Genomic DNA, 19,350 nt, shown 5'->3' on the forward strand with positions numbered 1-19,350 from the left:
GTGTTTCTGTGTTTATTTCACCAACTTCTTCATCTCATCAATACGTGCGACGGTCGCGTCGTATTTCGCTTGGTAGTCGGCTTGTTTGTCGCGTTCTTTTTGGACGACTTCTGGTTTGGCATTGGCTACGAAGCGTTCGTTAGAGAGCTTCTTGCCGACCATGTCCAGTTCTTTTTGCCATTTAGCGAGTTCCTTGTCGAGACGAGCGAGTTCTTCTTCGACATTGAGGAGGTCTGCGAGTGGCAAGTAGATTTCTGCTCCTGTGATGACGCTTGACATAGCGAGTTCAGGTGCAGGGATGGTTGATGCGATTTCCAAGTGTTCTGGATTTGTGAAGCGTTTGATGTAGTTGACATTGCTGTTAAAAAAGGCTTCCAAGTCGCTATCGCTTGTCTTAACAAGGATGGTAATCGGCTTGCTTGGTGCTACGTTTACTTCCGCACGCGCATTCCGAACAGCACGGATCAAGTCTTTGAGGCTTTCCACGCCAGTGTGAGCAGCAAGGTCTTCAAAGGCTAGGTTGACAGTTGGGTATGCAGCTGTAACAATAGAGCCTTCTGAGATTTGTCCAAAGATTTCCTCTGTCACAAATGGCATGATTGGGTGGAGGAGACGAAGGATCTTGTCCAAGGTATAAAGGAGAACAGAACGTGTAATGACTTTCTCTTCTTCATTATCACTATAAAGGACTTCCTTAGTCAACTCAACATACCAGTCCGCAAATTCATCCCAGATGAAGTTGTAGAGGATGTGTCCAGCTACACCAAACTCAAACTTATCAAAGTTTTCAGTGACTTTTCCGATGGTTTCATTGAGGTTGTGGAGAATCCAGCGGTCTGTGACATTTCCAGCTTCCTTGTTAGCAACTTTTTCCACATTAGCCGTTGCTTGCTCAAGGGTCAAGCCTTCATTGTTCATGAGGATGTAGCGAGAGATGTTCCAGATTTTGTTAATAAAGTTCCATGAAGCATCCATTTTCTCGTAAGAGAAGCGGACGTCTTGCCCTGGTGCAGAACCATTTGAAAGGAACCAACGAAGGCTATCTGTTCCGTACTTATCAATAACATCCATTGGGTCTATCCCGTTACCTAGAGATTTCGACATCTTGCGTCCTTGCTCATCACGAATGAGACCATGAATCAAGGCATTTTTGAATGGCGACTTGCCAGTAAATTCCAAACCTTGGAAAATCATTCGAGATACCCAGAACGGAATAATATCATAACCAGTCACCAAAGTTGATGTTGGATAATAACGTTTGAAGTCTTCTGAGTCGACATCAGGCCAGCCCATTGTTGAGAATGGCCAAAGGGCAGAACTAAACCAAGTATCCAAGACGTCTTCATCTTGTGTCCAACCGTCACCTTCTGGAGCTTCTTCACCGACGTAAATTTCACCCTCAGCATTGTACCAAGCAGGGATTTGGTGACCCCACCAGAGCTGACGAGAGATAACCCAGTCGTGGACATTTTCCATCCATTGAAGGAAGGTATCATTGAAACGAGGTGGGTAGAATTCGACCTTGTCCTCTGTGTCTTGGTTAGCAATAGCATTTTTGGCCAATTGATCCATCTTGACGAACCACTGAGTAGACAAGCGTGGTTCAACCACAACACCAGTACGCTCTGAGTGACCAACACTGTGGACACGTTTTTCGATTTTAACAAGGGCACCGATTTCTTCCAACTTAGCAACGACTGCCTTACGAGCTTCAAAACGGTCCATGCCTGCAAATTCGAAGGCAAGCTCATTCATAGTTCCGTCGTCGTTCATCACGTTGACTTGTGGCAAGTTGTGGCGTTGACCAACCAAGAAGTCGTTTGGATCGTGAGCAGGTGTGATTTTCACGACACCTGTACCAAACTCAGGATCGGCATGTTCGTCTGCAACGATTGGGATTAGTTTATTAGCGATTGGAAGAATGACATTTTTACCAATCAAATCCTTGTAGCGTGGGTCTTCTGGATTGACCGCAACAGCTACATCTCCAAACATAGTCTCAGGACGAGTTGTGGCAACTTCAAGGGCGCGTGAACCGTCTTCCAGCATGTAGTTCATGTGGTAGAAGGCACCTTCGACATCCTTATGGATAACCTCGATATCAGAAAGGGCTGTGCGAGCTGCTGGGTCCCAGTTGATGATAAACTCACCACGGTAGATCCAACCTTTCTTGTAAAGGTCCACAAAGACCTTACGAACAGCTTTTGACAAGCCTTCGTCAAGAGTGAAACGCTCGCGAGAGTAGTCTACAGAAAGCCCCATCTTGCCCCATTGTTCCTTGATGGTAGTGGCATACTCGTCTTTCCATTCCCAGACCTTGTCGAGGAATTTTTCACGACCGAGGTCATAGCGGCTGATGCCCTCACCACGCAAGCGCTCCTCAACTTTAGCTTGAGTGGCAATCCCAGCGTGGTCCATCCCTGGAAGCCAAAGTGTATCAAAACCTTGCATACGTTTTTGACGGATGATGATATCTTGCAAAGTCGTATCCCAAGCGTGACCAAGGTGAAGTTTACCTGTAACGTTTGGTGGTGGAATCACGATTGAATAAGGCTTAGCCTTTTGATCGCCGGAAGGCTTGAAAACATCCGCATCAAGCCATTTTTGGTAACGACCAGCCTCAACCTCGGCTGGATTGTATTTAGGTGAAAGTTCTTTAGACATGTGTTTGTCCTTTCTCTATTGTATTCATTTTATCTTGAATTTGCTTAGCAACTTCTTCTGCAGACAAACTCGTATTATTTATTTTAAAGTAGTGGTGCAACTCATTCGGTTGATGTTGGGAATTTAATTGAAGGGTTTCAGTGGTCTCTAAAATTTCTCTTTCAGATACCTCAATATGTCGTTTTAAGGGTTTGTGCTTTAATCGATTCTCCGTTCGATTTCGATGTAAGCGCTCCTCAAGACTTGTTTCCAACTCCACAAAAAGAATCTCTTGATGATAGTTATCCAATAAATTCTGAATTTGCTTTAAATACATCAGCTGGTACTGATTTGAAAAATCAATTACGTCTGTTAAAATTACTGATCTCTGATTTCTTGCACTTGCTCCAAGGAAAGAAAAGGTAATTCCACGAACAAATTCCCACATCTCCTCTGTATAATCCTGATAGATTTCTAGTGCAAAATCGATGGCTTGATGGTTATAAAAGAGGGTAGAATCCGTCAGTCGAGATAGTTCTTGACCAATCGTCATTTTTCCTGAGGCCGGAGCACCAATGATGAAAAGATGCATCAAATTACCTCCCACTCACTTCTCAGCAAGCCATATATCAGACTGTCACAGCGGTTTCCTTGAACATCTTTACGGTCTCGGATGCGAGCTTCAAGAGTAAAACCAAGTTTTTCTGCAACTCGTTGACTTTGGATATTGTAGCCAAAGCAAGAGAGTTCAATCTTGTGAAGACCTAGTTCTCTAAAAGCTATGTCAATCAAGGCACGCGCTGCTTCTGGAACATAACCTCGACCCCAATAGTCTGGGTGCAAGGTATAACCAATCTCCAGCACATCGTCCTCGTGGCGGTGATTGAAGTCAACAGAACCGATAACATTATTAGTCCCTTTGGGCACAATTCCATAACCTGCTGGGAGATTTTCCTTTTGATTGCGCTCGGGTAGGATATGCTCTAGATAGTAAACCTCATCTTCCAAGGTCTTGACGGGTGGAAAGCCTGCTGGGTAAGAAACTTCTGGGAGACTAGCATAGTCAAAGATATCCTCTGCATCCGCCACTGTACGGACTCGTAAGACCAGACGCTCTGTTTCCAAGCGTTCTGGTAACTCAGCTCTTGTCATCCTTCTTCCTCGCTTTTTTGATGAAGCTCCCCTTAATATCTACACGCTTGTCCAGATAACGATAGACGCGCTGATATCCATCTCCCATGAAATATGTTGGGGCAAACAGTTCATTTCTAAAATGCCCCTTTTCATCCAAAAGTTCTGGGTCAACAAGTCGCTCAACAATCTTAGCAAAGATATGGCAGATTCCATCTTCCTCGATAATCCGATCTACCTGACAATCCAAAACGACTGGACAATCCTCTAAAATCGGTGCCTGAGTCCGTTCAGAAATTTCATAATGCACTCCCAAACGTTCCAATTTCTCCTGATGACTGATAAAACCAGCCTGCTCCATCTCGAGCATGAGATTTTCATCAGGAATATTCACAGTAAATTTTTGATAATGTTTAATTTGCTCTGCAACATTCTCTCTCGCAACGACTCCAACCACAATCCAATCTCCTAGACTATAAGAGGAACTACAGGTCGTGATGTTATATCCAAAATTCTGATCTTGATATCCTAAAATAAAAACAGGAAAGCCATAGTATAGTTTATTAGTTTTAAATGATTGTTTCATAACAACCTCCTTTGACTAAGACGCAAAAGAAAATCCCTGCCATCTACATGACAGGGACGAATGTGTTTATCCGCGGTACCACCCAATTTCGGGCAGTTGCCCGCAACTCTCGTCTTTAAAACAAAAAGACACTTTTATTTCAATTTTTCATCCATTAGCAACTAGTTCTGACACATTTGTGGACTTCTCAGCACCGCCACTTTCTGTAAAATGTGGGATTCAAAACACCTCTAATGGCTCTATTGTAGCAAGATTTTTTCGGAAATGCAAGGAACAAGAAAGATTACTTGAACTGGATGCCGTTTTCTTTCAATTTCTTAATAGTAGCTGGGCCGATTCCTTTCAAGGCAAGGAGTTCTTTTTCAGTCCAGTTTTTGAAATCTGACGCAGACTTGATTCCTTCATCGTAGAAAGTTTTAGCACGGTCAAGTGGAAGTCCACCTAGGTTAGCTGCAAAATCTTCCACAGAGTTGGCTACTTTTTGAGCTTGCTCTTTAGTAGCTTCTACTGCTTGTTCAACTTTTTTAGAAACAGCCTTACCAGCTTCGCTCGCTGATTGCTCTGCACGTTTCACGACTTTTTTTGTCTCTTCTACAACCTTAGTCACAGTACTTGAAAAAGCACCTGCGCGACGGAGGCTATTTCGTAATTGTTTTTTACGACTGAGTTTCTTTGACATGATAAAATCCTTTCAATAAAAAACCCCTGCTCTGACAAGGATTTAATATAAATATTCTATCAAGATTTTAGTAAAAAATCAAGAATCTATCTCGTTTAATAATTTCTCTCACCAAACAAGCCTTCTGGTAAATCATGGAATCCCTTACCTGCTTTGAAATTATCAAATTTTCCAAGCAAGAACTGATAGGCATCCAAGCGACTTTCATAGCGAATCATAGCATCTTTGGCACGCTCATCTTGGTCTTCTTCGTAGACTTTTTGACTTTCCTTGTGCGCCATGTCGTTAATCATAATCTGGGTATTGACCCAAGCTTCAAATTCCTTCATAAATTCTTGTTCGTAACTCATTTTTTCTCCTTATTCTAATCCACGGAAATAGTCCGTGTCAATCTCACGGTAGGGTTGAATATCCTGAACATACTCCAGCACTCCTTGGAATTCTCCGTTTTCATCGTGTACTGCAGCATAGGTGATGTGGACAAACTTTCCTCGTGACTCAGACTTGAACCACATTTCATACTTGTCCTTGGTTCCCTCACGAAGTCCCTTCATGATGGTCTTGACCTTATCCAAGTACTTAGGCGGATGGCAGAGTTCGACATTGCGCCCAACTTGGGACGGCGTCCGTTTGAAAATCATCTCATCAGCTGGCGTATTGTCATTGTAATACTGGAAAATATCATCTTTATTAACAAAGGTAATCTCCATGGGGAGGTGATTGAGGATGAGATTGGCCTGCTCGACCGAGAGATAGCCATTCCCAAAAGCCTGTTGACTATGGCGGTCCAGCACTGCTTCCTTTTCCTTAGGGGTAAAGGTAATGGTAAACTGTCCTTCTGGCGTATCGATAACTTGCTGAACTTGACCTTCTGCCGTATCTAGCTGTACAGGCTCCCCTGCACTATCTTCCTCAACAAAGCTCTGTCTTTCTGGCACCCATTTTTCTGACGGACGGATGATGGAATAACCATAAGCGTCGCTCTCCTCCGCAATCTGAAGCCAGTCATCCTGAGTAAAGGACTCAAGGAGAATCATGAGAAGGATGGACTCTTCCTTGAAAATCATACTTTCAAATTCTGTCGCAAAGGCTTCAAAAGCTTCTTTTACAGTGGAAATCGGCACTTCAGGTAGTGACTTGGCTGTCGCTAAAGCTGTTTGAAAGAGTTCCCTAATCTGATCATCCACTCCCCACATAACTTTTGGGGGTGAATCATGTCCATAGCGCTCCATAATAGGAAAGAAGAGCTCTTCCTTGCGCTGGTAGTGGATGTCAAATTGCCCCAAAAGCCCCATTTGACGGACCAAGCCCTTTCGCATCTCCACCAGCATTTCCTCGTCTTCCATAGACTCGTAGGTATCTAACAATCTCCGAATGCGAATCAAGGCCGCACGGAGGGCCAGATTTTCTTCCTTAAAGACCCGAACTGGGTGACCTGGATGCTCAGTATCCTCTACTTCGACACCCTTAATAGCATTTTTAAAAAGATTGGCATGGACATCACAGAGTTCCATAACATCTTCAAAGGTGACACCTGAGTCTGAGTTCATCAGCTCGTGCTCCATGAGGGAAATCTCTATGGCTGAGACACCTGCAAAGGTCGCATCAAAACGCTCCTGAACCGACTCAGGAGAGGCACCATTGTGCAATTCTAACAAAATATCCCGCAGGACATGAATCCGTTCATCTGCCATTAGTCTAATCCAATCACTTCGTAGCCGTTTGCTTCCAGCGTGCGGACAATCTTGTCCATAGGAGTTCCTTCAAGCTTAGAACCCTGCTTAAGCGATACTTTGCGACCTACTGTGTTGCGCATCAAGGGATTGGCAAGGGGTTTAAAACCAAGCTCGACTAGGATTTCCAAGACTTCTGGATGCTTGTCCACCACTTCTGCAACAGGAATTGACACATCGATGATATTGTCCATGACGACCTCCATTGAATATTCTAAATTGATTTTACTGCTTATATTATACCATATGGAGAGAGATTAAAAAACTAGCAGTGGAGTTCCTGCTAGTTCTCTGCGACTTGAATTACGACCTAAATAAGTTTAAAGAGCCAATCCAATATCTTAAATACTATCTTGTAAAACAATAATTGAACTGCAAAAGAGATGATCATCCAAAAGAATTTCAAAATCCCAATAATCGGTTTAATAAAAATAATGGCAAGAAGACCCAAAAAATTTCATTCTCTCTCCTCTGGCTTGATGAGCCACCGAGCCGTATCCATTAACTTGTCTGCAATAAAAAGTTTCCCCAGACCGACAACGACATTGTCATCTTTCTTTATCGTTTTCATTACTTTTACACCTTGCAGGGTCAAAAAGTAATTCCCGTAAGTTTTAGCTAGAGTTTTTATAAGTCCCATATTATCTTCCCTCTTTTAACTACACTTTAAAATATTGGCGATACCAGTCTTGCTGGATATCGCTGAAAAATCGTTTTATCTCACTCTTTCATTTCCTATAATATCATACAAGCTAAATTTTATAAAGCTTTTTAATAATGTTTAACTCTGGAAAGATTCCGCCAGCATGCTTTATAGCCATTTCCCCACCAAAAAAGAGGGTTGCCCCTCTTCTTAGTTCTTATCCAGATTGCGTAGCATTTCGTCAATCTTGTTTCCATACTCGATGGACTCATCTTTGACGAAGGTCAAATCTGGAATTTTGTACAATTTCAAATTGCGACCAAGTTCACGTTTGATGGTACCAGTTGCTTTTTCAAGCCCGATTTGGGCTTTTTGATTATCTGAAGCAAGGTTACTCAAAATGGTGTAGTAAACCTTGGCAACAGACAAGTCACCTAGCATCTGAACATCTGTGATGGTCACGCCTTGGACACGCGGATCACGGACTTTCTTTTGCAAAATCTCATTGACTTCACGCTTGATTTCCATGCCCACACGATCCATACGGAAATGATTTGCCATGATATTCCTTTCTCTACTTTGAACCAAAAGCTAGGCCAGCAGACCTAGCTATTTTTAAATTTATTGATTTTCATTTCAAATTGGAACGAAGTTCAATTTGAAATCATCTGCTTCTTTCGCCGTGGTGAAAGTGATGGAACTGATTTATCAGTCCCATCACAGGGGATTTTTGAGACTCTAGGCTCAAAAATAAGCAATGAAACCATCGGTTTGCTTGCGTCCCTCACCACCTAAGAAAGGAGCAAAAAATCTTATCTCTTGATTTCTTCCATGACGTAGGCCTCAATCACATCATCAGTCTTGATATCATTGTAGCCATCGATCATCAATCCACCTTCACGACCGTTTGTAACTTCCTTAACGTCGTCTTTATAGTGTTTCAAGCTTGCGAGTTCACCGTCATAGATAACGACACCGTCACGGATAACACGGACTTTAGAGTCACGGGTAACCTTACCATTGATAACCATGAATCCACCGATAGTTCCCACTTTAGACACCTTGAAGGTTTCACGAATAACTGCTTCACCAATAACTTTTTCTTCAAATTCTGGATCAAGCATCCCTTTCATAGCTTCTTCCATCTCTTCGATAACCTTGTAGATAATACTGTGGAGACGGATCTCAACATCGTCAGCTTCTGCTTGTTGACGAGCTTGTGGTGTAGGGCGTACGTTGAAACCAACGATAAAGGCATTTGAAGCTTCGGCAAGGGTTACGTCTGATTCGTTGATAGCACCGACCGCTGAGTGAACGATAGTAACTTTAACACCTTCCACATCGATTTTCTGAAGTGAGGCAGAAAGGGCTTCAACAGAACCTTGTACGTCGGCCTTGATGATAACGTTAACTGACTTGAGTTCACCAGCTTTAAGGGTATCAAAGAGGTTTTCAAGGCTAACACGTTGAGTAGCTTGACGTTGTTTCATGAGGGCACGTTTGGCACGCTCTTCACCAGCTGCACGCGCAGATTTTTCATCTTCGTAGACAGCAAAGTGGTCACCTGCCATTGGCGCTTCGTTCAAACCTGTGATTGAAACTGGTGTTGATGGACCTGCTACCTTAACACGACGACCAAGGTCGTTGGTCATAGCACGGACACGACCGAAGGTATTTCCGACAACGATTGGGTCTTGAACATTCAAGGTACCTTGTTGAACAAGAAGGGTTGCTACCGCACCTTTTCCTTTATCCAAGCGAGCTTCGATAACTGTACCAATCGCACGAACTGTTGGGTCTGCCTTAAGTTCTTGGATTTCAGCCACAAGAAGGACTGTTTCCAACAATTCTTCGATGTTTTGGTTGAATTTAGCCGAAATTTCAACAAATTCAGAATCTCCACCCCAAGCAGTTGACATAACTCCATGCTCTGCCAATTCACCAATAACGCGTTCTGGGTTGGCACCTGGTTTATCAATCTTGTTAATGGCTACGATGATTGGAACGTTGGCCGCTTTTGAGTGGTTAATGGCTTCGATAGTCTGAGGCATAACCCCGTCATCTGCTGCTACGACCAAGATAGTAATATCGGTAACAGAAGCACCACGTGCACGCATAGATGTAAAGGCCGCGTGTCCTGGTGTATCAAGGAAGGTAATCTTCTTGCCATTTTCCACGATTTGGTAGGCACCAATATGCTGAGTGATACCACCTGCTTCACCTGTCGCAACACGAGAGTTACGAAGGGTATCTAGGAGTGTTGTTTTACCGTGGTCAACGTGTCCCATGATGGTTACAACTGGTGGACGCTCAACCAATTCATCTTCATTGAGATAACCATCTTCGACAAAGAAACGTTCGATATCAGCATTATCCACTTCAACCTTTTGTTTGGCTTCGATACCATAATCCACCATGAGGAGTTCGATTGTTTCCCCATCCAAGGATTGGTTTTGTGTGGCCATGACACCCATCATGAAAAGTTTCTTAACGATTTCAGCTGGTTCACGTTTGATACGTTTTGCGATTTCCGCAACGGTCATACCATCTGTATATTCAAATTCTGTTGGCAATTCATGGAATTTACGTTCTGTAACAGGTTTTGGAGTCTGATTACGGTTGTTCTTGTTATTGCCTTTTTTGTTCTTTTTGTTGTTATTCCAGTTACTATTTCTTTGATTTCTCACTTGATTTTGACTACTTCGATTCTTTTGTTGTTTTCTAGGACCATCTTCTTCGCGATCGTAATCATCGCGCTCTTTGTCTGGTCGGGCTTGCTTCTTACGACGTGTATCCACTGCAACTTCTTTTTTCACAGGAGCTGTTTCAACCACTGCTTGAACTTGTTGCGCTTGTTCAGCTAACTTAGCAGCTTCTTCAAAGATTTCCTCTGGCTCCTTGCGTTTGTTAGCTTGAGTCAAGGCTTCTTTGGCAGCCTGAGTCTGCTTGAAACGTTCCTCGCTTGAACGAGCGTACTCTGCGTTTTGCTCTGCTTTCAGGGCTGCTGCACGGGCTTTAAAGTCAATGCGTGGAGTCGCTTGATTTGGACGTTTGTCCTCTTGTTGACGGCGCTCGTTTCCACGATTTTGCTGACCTTGCTGTTTTTTAGCTTGATCATTAAAGCGACGATTGTCGCGGTTGCCTTGACCTTGTTTTCCGCCATTACGGCCGTCATTTTTCTGACGGTTGCCGTTTTGTTGTTGGTCACGGTTATTGCCCTTATTTTGCTTGCGTCGTTCTGCCTGCTCTTTGGCACGGGCTTCACGCTCAGCCTTGAAATTACGGCTTTGCGGTTTTGTTGCTACTTTTTCTGCCTTCGGAGCAACTGGCTCAGCCGGTTTTACCTCTTCCTTAGCTACAGCTGGTTTAGCTGGCTCAGATTTTTCGGCTTTCTTTTCTGCACTTGCTTTTGGTGCTGCAGGTTTTGCTTCTTCTTTCGGAGCAGCTGCAGGCTTAAAGCTGGCAGCGATTTTTGCAGCGACAGCTTCTTCCACACTTGATGAGTGGCTTTTCACATCCAAGCCCAACTCTTTTGCACGCGCTACAACTTCTTTACTTTCTTTTCCAAGTTCTTTTGCGATTTCGTACAATCTTTTCTTAGACAAATCATGTCCTCCTCTTCTATTCCATAAGAGACCTCATTTTCTTTGTAAATCCAGCATCTGTCACAGCCAAAACCTTTCTTGATTTTCCGACTGCTATGCTTAATTCCAGTGTTGAAAACACGGTTACAATTTCTACTTGATAATAATGACTTTTATCTTGAATCTTCTTGGTCAGATTGGGTCCTGCATCATAGGCTAGAAAGACCAACTTGGCCTTTCCATCTTGAATGGCCTTGACCACCAATTCTTCACCCGATATGATACGCCCTGCTCGCTGAGCGAGTCCCAAGAGATTGCTTATCTTTTGCTTATTCAAGTCCTAACTCTCTTCTTTTCACTTTGTGATCCACATAAGCGATCAACTCGTCATAAAAGCTTTCTTCCACTTCCATGTTGAAGCTGCGGTTAAAGACCTTCTTCTTTTTCGCCTCTAAGGCTTCTGCATTGTCTAGCTTGATATAAGCGCCGCGGCCGTTGGCCTTGCCTGTCGGATCGATAAAGACTTGTCCTTCCTTATTTTTGACAATGCGGAGCAAATCCCGCTTATCAATCACTTCATTAGACACAACAGACTTGCGCAAAGGGATTTTTCTCGTTTTCATCTTTCCCTCCTCTAGCAGCTTTTATTCTTCTACAGTATCGTTTTCTGCTTCCAAACCTACCGAACCAGCTTCTTCCATGGCTTCAAATTCGCTAGCAGACTTGATATCGATACGGTAACCAGTCAAGTGAGCCGCCAAGCGAACATTTTGTCCACGACGACCGATAGCAAGAGAAAGCTTGTTATCAGGAACAACCACCAAGGCACGTTTGCTATCGTTTTCATCAAAGATAACTTGATCAACCTCAGCAGGAGCGATGGCATTGTAGATAAATTCAGCTGGATCAGCTACCCATTCGATAACGTCGATATTTTCTTCGATTGGCACCATACGGTCGCTCTTAGCATCATAGCGAGCTGGGTGGAATTTGCTAGTAATCTTCTTGATATTAGCACCACCACGTCCAACGATTGTACCGATAGCATCCACGTTTGGATTATGGCTACGAACTGCAACCTTAGTACGGTCACCAGCTTCACGAGCCACGCTCATGATTTCAACCGTTCCATCATAAACTTCTGGAATTTCTTGCTCCATCAAGCGTTTGATCATTTCTGGATGGCTACGGCTAACAAAGACGTTCACACCGCGAGGGTTGTCTTCAACCTTATAAACATATACTTCGATACGATCATGAGAAGCAAAAACTTCTCCAGGAATTTGGTCTTGTTTTGACAATTGGGCTTCAATGCTGCCAAGGTTGACATAGATGAAACGGTTGTCAAAGCGTTCTACAGTACCAGACATGATTTCTTGCTCATGTTCTTTGTAAGTATTGTAAGTGATGGCACGTGTTTGCTTGCGCATTTTTTCCATGATGGTTTGTTTGGCAGATTGGGCTGCTACACGACCAAACTCAGCAGGTGCTTCTTCAAACTTGATCTTGTCGCCAAGTTCATAGGCTGAATTGATGGCAAGAGCATCTTTCAAGCTGATTTCCAAACGGCTATCAAATACTTCATCAACCACTTCACGGACAGTATAAACTGTAAAGTCACCTGTTTTTTCGTTGAAATCAATAGCTACGCTATCAGATTGACCATAGCGTCTGCGATAAGCGGAACGAAGCGACTCTACTACTGCGTCGATGATATCTTCTTTTTTGATTCCCTTGTCTTCTTCCAAAATGCGGAAGGCCTCTAGCATTTCTTTACTCATGTTTTCTTCACTTTTGAATCCTCAAAAGCTATCCTTTCTTTTTCTATAATTTAACTGCTAAACGTGCTTTTGATACTAAACTATATGGAATTTGGACGGTTTTCTTACGCGTCTTGTCCATATATTCCATGGTCAACTCGTCCTCTTCAAAGGCCAACAAGGTTCCTTCAAAGACCTTTTGCTTATCGATGGCTTGGTAGAGCCCGACATGAATGTATTTCCCAACCGCTCCAGCGACAGCATCCTTGGTTTTCAAAGGGCGTTCCAAGCCTGGACTGGTGATTTCTAGGAAATATTGTTCTGGGAAGGGATCTGGCTTGATGGTGTCTAAGACAGGACTGATAATTTCTGTCAAGTCTGCCGTGTCGTTCAAGGTAATTCCTTCAGGTTTATCTACAAAAATACTGAGAATCATGTCACTGCCAATCTTTCCATACTCGATATCCACGAGTTCGAAAGGTGCTTGGATGACAGGTTCTACAACTTCTCTGACTAATTCTACGATTGTTGCGATTGCGTCCACCTCCTCATAAGCAAGAGGCGAAGATATTTCCCCGCCTCTCTTTTCATATTCTTACTCTTAGTATAGCACGTTTGCCAGCTTATGTAAAGCAAAAGCACTTATACAGCCTGATTTCAGGCTATTTCTTAAAATTCTGCCTCAACTCGGTAGATAACTTGACCCTTGTTGGAGAATTTTTGCTCGTATTCTGTCATGACATTGCCTTCAAAATCACTGGCATGTAAATCAAGCCAGACACCATTGAGCTTCATGCCATACTGAGAAAAGCTCACTAAACTGTACTCAAACAAGCCACGGTTATCCGTCTTGAAATGAATTTCTCCATTTTCAGGCAAGATACGTTTGAAGGTATCCAAGAAGGTCTTGTAGGTCAAACGACGCTTTTCATGGCGTTTTTTCGGCCAAGGATCTGAAAAGTTCAGATACAAGCGATCGATCTCACCGTCTTCAAAGTAGTCAGTCAAGTCAGAACCATCTACCCACAAGAGCTTGATATTAGGCACTCCAACTTCAAGCACCTTGTCCAAAGCATAACTCAAAACAGACTTTTGAATATCAATCCCGATATAGTTGATGTCAGGGTTTTGCTTGGCCATACCTGAAACAAAGGCACCCTTTCCACTTCCAACTTCCACATGAATGGGATTGTCATTGCCAAACAAGTCCCGCCATTTCCCCTTGGCTTCCAAGGGATTGAGGACCACATACTGGGGATTTGCCTCTAGTAATTCTGTCGCCCCTTTACGATTTCTAACTCTCATCTTCACTTTCCATACTTGTCTCGGAAGTGACGCAAGCCATGGATCTCCCGATTGACATTTTCTAAATCTTGGTTCATATAATACTTGGAAATCTGGCTCAAGTAAGACAATTGACCGTACCAATACAATTTATTTAATACCGTTTGATTGTACTTGTAACCGTAGTAGGTCAACCATTCCTTCCACTGATGTTCTGGAATATAATGGCAGAGCATGTGGGCCACATCAAACATGCGGTCGGTCAAGCGAACCGAATCCCAATCCACCAAATAAATCAAGCCACTGTCTGTCTCAATCCAATTACTATGTCGTACATCTCCATGGACAATGGTCGCATGGTCCTCTCTAAATCCTGGAATAGTCTGACGTAAATCAGCCATCACTTCACTGATAAAATGATTTTTACGCAAAGCATCTGGAGCCGTTTCCTGCCAAGACTGCAGTAAATCTACAGGTGTTTCCATGGCATATCCCAAACGACTCAACTGTGTCATCAACGGACGTGAGCGATGAAGACGGGTTAAAATATTGACGATTTGCTTACGATTCATATCATAGGGGGTCAATATCTTGCCTGTCAACCATTCTTGAGCACACATATCACGCCCATCTGCCAAACGGCGACTCCATAATAATTGTGGAGCAATTTGTTCTCTAGCTAGACCAGGTAGGATTGGAGAGGTGTTCATTTTTACAAAGATGCGCTTCCCATCAGGATAGCTACCCATATAAGCCTTGCCACTTTTCCCAGGTATGGGAGTCAGTGTTAGCTCATTATCACCCAAATCCATTTCTTTCCTCCGTATAAAGTTTCCTTACTATTCTACTAGTTTTTGGCCTATTCGTCAACCGCTCCACGCCCGATTCTCAAAGAAAAGCATCTCAATTGGCTCGGTCTATCATTATAACTTGAAAAAGGTAAGCACAATCTCCTACTTACCTTTTCATAATTTTTATAAATAATATAAGAGTGGCCAACTGTTGTAAAACATGTGAACTAGAGTAGAAACCCATAGATTTTGGCTCTTTTTATAAGCAAATCCCAGTAACAAGCCCCCAAGTAGATAAAAAATAAACGAAGGGACATTAGAAGGTCCATGCATAAAAGAAAAGAGAGAGGAAGTTAGCACAAGCCCTAACCAAGAATTGTCAAAAACCGCACCTTGAAGAAGTCCTCTGAAAATGAGTTCCTCCTGGATGGGGCCAAAAACTGAGGAAGTCAAAATCAAAGACAGAGAAATTCCTCTGCTGACTTCCGCCAAGTGTTGAACTCCTGCGCCAGAAGAAACAGCGAAGAAATGAATATAAACCAGCGTCTCAAGCAGACTTAGAAGAAAGATTTCAATGAAAAGCAAAAGTTGTTTCTTGCTTAACATCCCAAAAGAAATCATTTCAAACTGTCTAGCATATGCAACACTCAGCGAGGTTACTAGAAGACTTACAATAATCAATTCAGATTCATTTTGAAAAAAATCCCCATGGTTAATCGTATAAGGAACTGTAATGACGATTAGTAGTACTAAAAATCCAAAGCAAAAGGCATGAAATTTATCAAAAAACTTCATAAAATCATCCTCCTCACCAAACAAACTTCCCTACAAGTCATCCTTTAACTCTAGTCTTTCCAAAACAAACCATTTTATACTCTTCGAACCACGTCAACGTCGCCTTGGATTATATATGTGACTGACTTCGTCAGTTCTATCCACAACCTCAACACACTGTTTTGAGCAACCTGCGGCTAGTTTCCTAGTTTGCTCTTTAATTTTCATTGAGTTTAAGTTAAAAGTGGCAAACTGTTGTAAAACATATGGACTAGAGTAGAAACCCACAAATTTTGGCTCTTTTTATAGGCAAAGCCCAGCGACAAGCCCCCGAAAAGATAATAGCAAAACGAAGGAATATCATAAGGTTCATGCAGGAAAGAAAAGAGAGAGGAAGTCAGTACAAGCCCCAGCCAAGAATTATCAAAAACTGCACCTTGAAGAAGCCCTCTAAACATGAATTCCTCCTGTATAGGTGCCAAAACTGTAGCACTAACAATAAAAGAAAGCGAAAGTCCTTTACTAGCTTCCTCAAGGTGTTGATCCGAAGCACCAGAAACAACTGAGAAAAAGGCATGATAGCCGATATTTACAAGCACCATGAGAAGGAAGATTCCAATGATGAGCAAGAGTTGTTTCCTGCTTAACATCCCAAAAGAAATCATGTCAAACCATTTCGCATAACCAAAACTAAGGAAAAGCAAGAGACTCTTTATAATAATGAATGTGTACTGGTGTTGAAAATAATCCCCTTGATTAATGGAATAACCCGCTGCACCAACGATTGCAAATACTAAAAATCCCAAAAACAAGGCATGACATTTATTGAAAATGGCCATAAAACTATCCTCCTCAACAAACAGACTTCCCTACACGTCATTCTTTAGTTCTAGCCTTTCCAAAACAAACCATTTGAGTAACCAAAATCCGACCACATAACCACCCCCTAAGAAGATAGCCATTAAAGATAGCATGGGATTTAGGAAATAAAAGGCCACAACAGATACAAAGGTTAGCACAAAAACATTAAAGGCAATGGTGTCAGAAGCCAAGACCAGAATATAAGGTGTCAACCAGTCTAAGGTTTTGGAATCTAGGAAAAATAAGTGTTTATACATGATGACCTCCTCTATGGCTGAAAAGCAAGCCTTTGTTTTTTTACCCCAAGACCCTATGTAGAAAAGTGAGCAAAAATGGTAAGTTTGCAATGATATTATTAACAATATGAATCGAATAAGAAGGATAGATACTCTTCGTATAACGTGTTAGACAGGCAAATAGACAGCCCACTGCCGTATAGACAAAAATATCTGCGAGACTTGGCAAGCTAGAAAAGTGGGGCAAGGCAAATAAGAATGACGGAAAGAGAAGATCCAGCCCCCACCTCGAATTCTTAAAGAAGGCATGTTGAAGCAATCCCCTACATACCAATTCTTCCATCAGAGGTCCTAGCACGATTAAGGTTAGGTAAACACCAAACTCCGCAAAATTGGTCTCACTATAGGCAATAAACAAATTCCAACCTTCATTGGTTCCCTGAACGTGTTTAGCTGTCAGATAGTTAAAGCAGATAAGCACAACAGCTGCTAACACCGTCAGAACAGAATAGCTCAACCACTTTTTCCTAGGGAGGCGAAAGAGATAAGCATGGCCCGACCTGACCAAAATCCAAACCATCAAGCCGATAAAGAGAAGACTGATGATGTTTCGAATCCAGATAAGATTTCCTACCCAAGACGAGAACTCCCAATAATTGCTCCAAAATTGGGTTGTCCAAAACAATCCGAAAAACAGAAACAAATAAGAAAGAATTGCACTCGTTTTGAAAAGAATAGCGTGTTTTTTCATAGAACTCCTCCTACTATCTACAAGACAACGACTAGCCTAATACCTCCCCTTGCCAGACCATAGGTTAGTCCCATATAAAACAAGCTACTTTTTATAATACTTCAAACCCCAAATGAGTAGAAGCATGATAAGCAAGCAGAGAATAGCACCAATGTAGGCAATTAATTGTTGATAAAATTCTCCTGCTGTGATACCCCTATACAAACAAATAATAGACATAAAACCTGTCAAGCCGATATACATGAGTTGATTGGTTCTAGGACTAACCAAATCATCATTTACTTATATTTAAGAGTATCTCTTTTATGTTAGTGTATGTTAACACTAAAAAACAAGTTAGGCCAATAATATTTAAAATGAATAATAACGGGGTTAAATCTCTAAAAAAATTATCCACTGACACTACAAGAAATACTATACATATTATAGTCGAAACTATCTTTTTCTTATCCATAATTATTTACTCCTTTCCTAACAAATCCAGCTTATCAATCAAGAGCGATTTTTAACAGAATGTAGCAGCACCCGTTGCAACTTTGACAATTTCAGTATAGCACTATTTGTTAAAGTTTTTCATCCAAATCTTAAATTGTCATCGAGACATCTTGAATTGCAAAAACTGCATTAGCCTCTACTTTTTATAATACTTCAAGCCCCACATGAGCAGAAGCATGATAAGCAAGCAGAGAATAGCGCCAATATAGGCAATTAGTTGTTGATAGGATTCTCCTGCTGTGATACCTCTATACAAACAAATAATAGACATAAAACCTGTCAAGCCGATATACATGAGTTGATTGGTTCTAGGACTAACCAAATCATCATCTTCAAACTCTCTTATCCTCATCTCCCTAGTGAGGTAAACAGTGACCAAAATGGAAGCTAAGTTAATAACCACTAAGAGAAATTGGAAAACCAAGGAAAAATTTAAAAACTGACGAGATAGAAATAGATAAGTAGAAACAATCAAGGGCAACTGACCTAGGAACAATCTCGCAAGGAAGATATTCCGTTTTTTAGCAAGAAAAGTTTTCATTTCTTTGCTCCTTTCTTTTTAGTTAAAGCAACATAGATCATAACTGCAATCATATAGGCTATGGTATAAAATAACTGATACCATATACTCTCCCTAAGCGGATAAAGAAAGATGGACATGATCAGATACAGAACGAAAATGATCAGTATTTTTTTCTTCATAATATCCTCCTAAATGTGTGCTTTATCTTAGTTGAGCAAGAACCTTTACACTGCTAGTATAGCACTCATTTTGACCTTGGAACACTCAAATCATAAATGGTCATCAAAACATCTTGAATTGTAAAAAATTTAAAAAGCAAGCATGGAAAACATACTTGCCCTAAGGGAACTTGACAACACAACAATCTAAAATCGAGAACTATTCAGCCTTACTTCCGTCTGTTCTGATAGATTCTCATGATTGCAACGAGGATACAGGCTGTCCCACTTGCCAAAACTAGGAGGGTAATGATAATGTTGAGGATTTCAGGCGTACTCTCTATTCTGTTGACAAGACGGAGTAGAGATATAACTGCCAACTGGATCATGAGTATTGATTCTACATTTACCAATGAAGTCTGTCGGTTCTTAACTGCATATAAAAAGGCTGGTAGCAAAACACAGGCTATAGCAATCACAAACAGGTTGCTCCCTGTTTCTTCTCCCTTGTTCACCACGGAAATCATGAGAAGATTCGATGCTATAATCAACGCAGAACAGATGATAAAAAAGGATTTCTTATTCATATAGGATACCTCACAAACTAGAGTATATATTATTTTTGTTTTCTGAATGATATTCATTATTTTGGTAAGGAGAAAGTTCTTTGTTCAATTCAAGATGTTTCAATAACCATTCAAGATTTGGATGAAAATTT

At 41.8% G+C, this 19,350-nt stretch carries 23 protein-coding genes; all 23 read right to left on the reverse strand.

Annotated elements, in window-relative coordinates; translation table 11 throughout:
• Positions 1–12: 12 nt before the first annotated feature.
• Positions 13–2,664, reverse strand: a complete 2,652-nt coding sequence (locus tag F9B91_RS07255; protein ID WP_150922848.1) for a valine--tRNA ligase — start codon at positions 2,662–2,664, stop codon at positions 13–15.
• Complete coding sequence (locus F9B91_RS07260) at positions 2,657–3,235, reverse strand: AAA family ATPase (RefSeq protein WP_150922849.1); 579 nt, start codon at positions 3,233–3,235, stop codon at positions 2,657–2,659. The genes F9B91_RS07255 and F9B91_RS07260 overlap by 8 nt, the downstream gene beginning before the upstream one ends.
• Positions 3,235–3,795 carry a GNAT family N-acetyltransferase gene (locus F9B91_RS07265; RefSeq protein ID WP_150922850.1) on the reverse strand — a complete coding sequence of 187 codons (561 nt, stop codon included), beginning with the start codon at positions 3,793–3,795 and terminating at the stop codon, positions 3,235–3,237. Before F9B91_RS07265 ends, F9B91_RS07260 begins: the two co-directional genes overlap by 1 nt.
• Positions 3,782–4,360 (reverse strand): flavin reductase family protein, encoded by a 579-nt coding sequence (locus tag F9B91_RS07270; protein WP_125393101.1) that lies wholly within the window; start codon positions 4,358–4,360, stop codon positions 3,782–3,784. The genes F9B91_RS07265 and F9B91_RS07270 overlap by 14 nt, the downstream gene beginning before the upstream one ends.
• A 283-nt stretch (positions 4,361–4,643) precedes the next feature.
• Complete coding sequence (locus F9B91_RS07275) at positions 4,644–5,039, reverse strand: helix-hairpin-helix domain-containing protein (RefSeq protein ID WP_150922851.1); 396 nt, start codon at positions 5,037–5,039, stop codon at positions 4,644–4,646.
• A gap of 95 nt (positions 5,040–5,134) precedes the next feature.
• Positions 5,135–5,389, reverse strand: coding sequence for a DUF1912 family protein (locus F9B91_RS07280; protein ID WP_150922852.1), 255 nt, complete (start codon positions 5,387–5,389; stop codon positions 5,135–5,137).
• Between the two features lie 9 nt (positions 5,390–5,398).
• Positions 5,399–6,733, reverse strand: coding sequence for a DUF438 domain-containing protein (locus F9B91_RS07285; RefSeq protein ID WP_150922853.1), 1,335 nt, complete (start codon positions 6,731–6,733; stop codon positions 5,399–5,401).
• Entirely contained in the window at positions 6,733–6,966 is a 234-nt protein-coding gene (locus tag F9B91_RS07290; protein ID WP_000368739.1) for a DUF1858 domain-containing protein, read from the reverse strand. The genes F9B91_RS07285 and F9B91_RS07290 overlap by 1 nt, the downstream gene beginning before the upstream one ends.
• Positions 6,967–7,229: 263 nt before the next feature.
• Positions 7,230–7,412, reverse strand: coding sequence for a hypothetical protein (locus F9B91_RS07295; RefSeq protein WP_150922854.1), 183 nt, complete (start codon positions 7,410–7,412; stop codon positions 7,230–7,232).
• A 213-nt stretch (positions 7,413–7,625) separates the two neighbouring features.
• On the reverse strand, positions 7,626–7,976 hold the full coding sequence (rbfA, locus tag F9B91_RS07300; protein ID WP_020903129.1) for a 30S ribosome-binding factor RbfA: 351 nt from the start codon (positions 7,974–7,976) through the stop codon (positions 7,626–7,628).
• Between the two features lie 251 nt (positions 7,977–8,227).
• Positions 8,228–11,020, reverse strand: coding sequence for a translation initiation factor IF-2 (gene infB, locus F9B91_RS07305; protein WP_150922855.1), 2,793 nt, complete (start codon positions 11,018–11,020; stop codon positions 8,228–8,230).
• A gap of 16 nt (positions 11,021–11,036) precedes the next feature.
• Positions 11,037–11,336 carry a YlxQ-related RNA-binding protein gene (locus F9B91_RS07310; RefSeq protein WP_020902199.1) on the reverse strand — a complete coding sequence of 100 codons (300 nt, stop codon included), beginning with the start codon at positions 11,334–11,336 and terminating at the stop codon, positions 11,037–11,039.
• Positions 11,329–11,622, reverse strand: a complete 294-nt coding sequence (rnpM, locus tag F9B91_RS07315; protein ID WP_000857560.1) for an RNase P modulator RnpM — start codon at positions 11,620–11,622, stop codon at positions 11,329–11,331. The genes F9B91_RS07310 and rnpM overlap by 8 nt, the downstream gene beginning before the upstream one ends.
• Before the next feature lie 21 nt (positions 11,623–11,643).
• Positions 11,644–12,780: a transcription termination factor NusA gene (gene nusA / locus F9B91_RS07320; RefSeq protein ID WP_150922856.1), complete on the reverse strand. Its 1,137-nt coding sequence runs from the start codon at positions 12,778–12,780 to the stop codon at positions 11,644–11,646.
• A 43-nt stretch (positions 12,781–12,823) separates the two neighbouring features.
• On the reverse strand, positions 12,824–13,303 hold the full coding sequence (rimP, locus tag F9B91_RS07325; protein ID WP_000338691.1) for a ribosome maturation factor RimP: 480 nt from the start codon (positions 13,301–13,303) through the stop codon (positions 12,824–12,826).
• Between the two features lie 125 nt (positions 13,304–13,428).
• Positions 13,429–14,064, reverse strand: a complete 636-nt coding sequence (trmB, locus tag F9B91_RS07330) for a tRNA (guanosine(46)-N7)-methyltransferase TrmB (RefSeq protein WP_001266094.1) — start codon at positions 14,062–14,064, stop codon at positions 13,429–13,431.
• A 2-nt stretch (positions 14,065–14,066) separates the two neighbouring features.
• A complete protein-coding gene (gene ccrZ, locus F9B91_RS07335) occupies positions 14,067–14,855 on the reverse strand; it encodes a cell cycle regulator CcrZ (protein WP_150922857.1) in 789 nt (262 codons plus the stop codon).
• 162 nt (positions 14,856–15,017) lie between these two features.
• A complete protein-coding gene (locus F9B91_RS07345; RefSeq protein ID WP_084930080.1) occupies positions 15,018–15,629 on the reverse strand; it encodes a CPBP family intramembrane glutamic endopeptidase in 612 nt (203 codons plus the stop codon).
• 212 nt (positions 15,630–15,841) lie between these two features.
• Positions 15,842–16,447: a CPBP family intramembrane glutamic endopeptidase gene (locus tag F9B91_RS07350; RefSeq protein ID WP_150922858.1), complete on the reverse strand. Its 606-nt coding sequence runs from the start codon at positions 16,445–16,447 to the stop codon at positions 15,842–15,844.
• 30 nt (positions 16,448–16,477) lie between these two features.
• Entirely contained in the window at positions 16,478–16,726 is a 249-nt protein-coding gene (gene blpZ / locus F9B91_RS07355; RefSeq protein WP_150922859.1) for an immunity protein BlpZ, read from the reverse strand.
• Positions 16,727–16,766: 40 nt separating this feature from the next.
• A complete protein-coding gene (locus F9B91_RS07360; protein WP_150922860.1) occupies positions 16,767–17,456 on the reverse strand; it encodes a CPBP family intramembrane glutamic endopeptidase in 690 nt (229 codons plus the stop codon).
• A gap of 631 nt (positions 17,457–18,087) precedes the next feature.
• Positions 18,088–18,492: an immunity protein gene (locus F9B91_RS07375; RefSeq protein ID WP_150922862.1), complete on the reverse strand. Its 405-nt coding sequence runs from the start codon at positions 18,490–18,492 to the stop codon at positions 18,088–18,090.
• A 370-nt stretch (positions 18,493–18,862) separates the two neighbouring features.
• Positions 18,863–19,219 carry a hypothetical protein gene (locus tag F9B91_RS07385; RefSeq protein WP_150922864.1) on the reverse strand — a complete coding sequence of 119 codons (357 nt, stop codon included), beginning with the start codon at positions 19,217–19,219 and terminating at the stop codon, positions 18,863–18,865.
• Positions 19,220–19,350 lie beyond the last annotated feature (131 nt).

The organism is Streptococcus mitis (genome assembly GCF_008763935.1).
GTDB classification, from domain to species: domain Bacteria; phylum Bacillota; class Bacilli; order Lactobacillales; family Streptococcaceae; genus Streptococcus; species Streptococcus mitis_DB.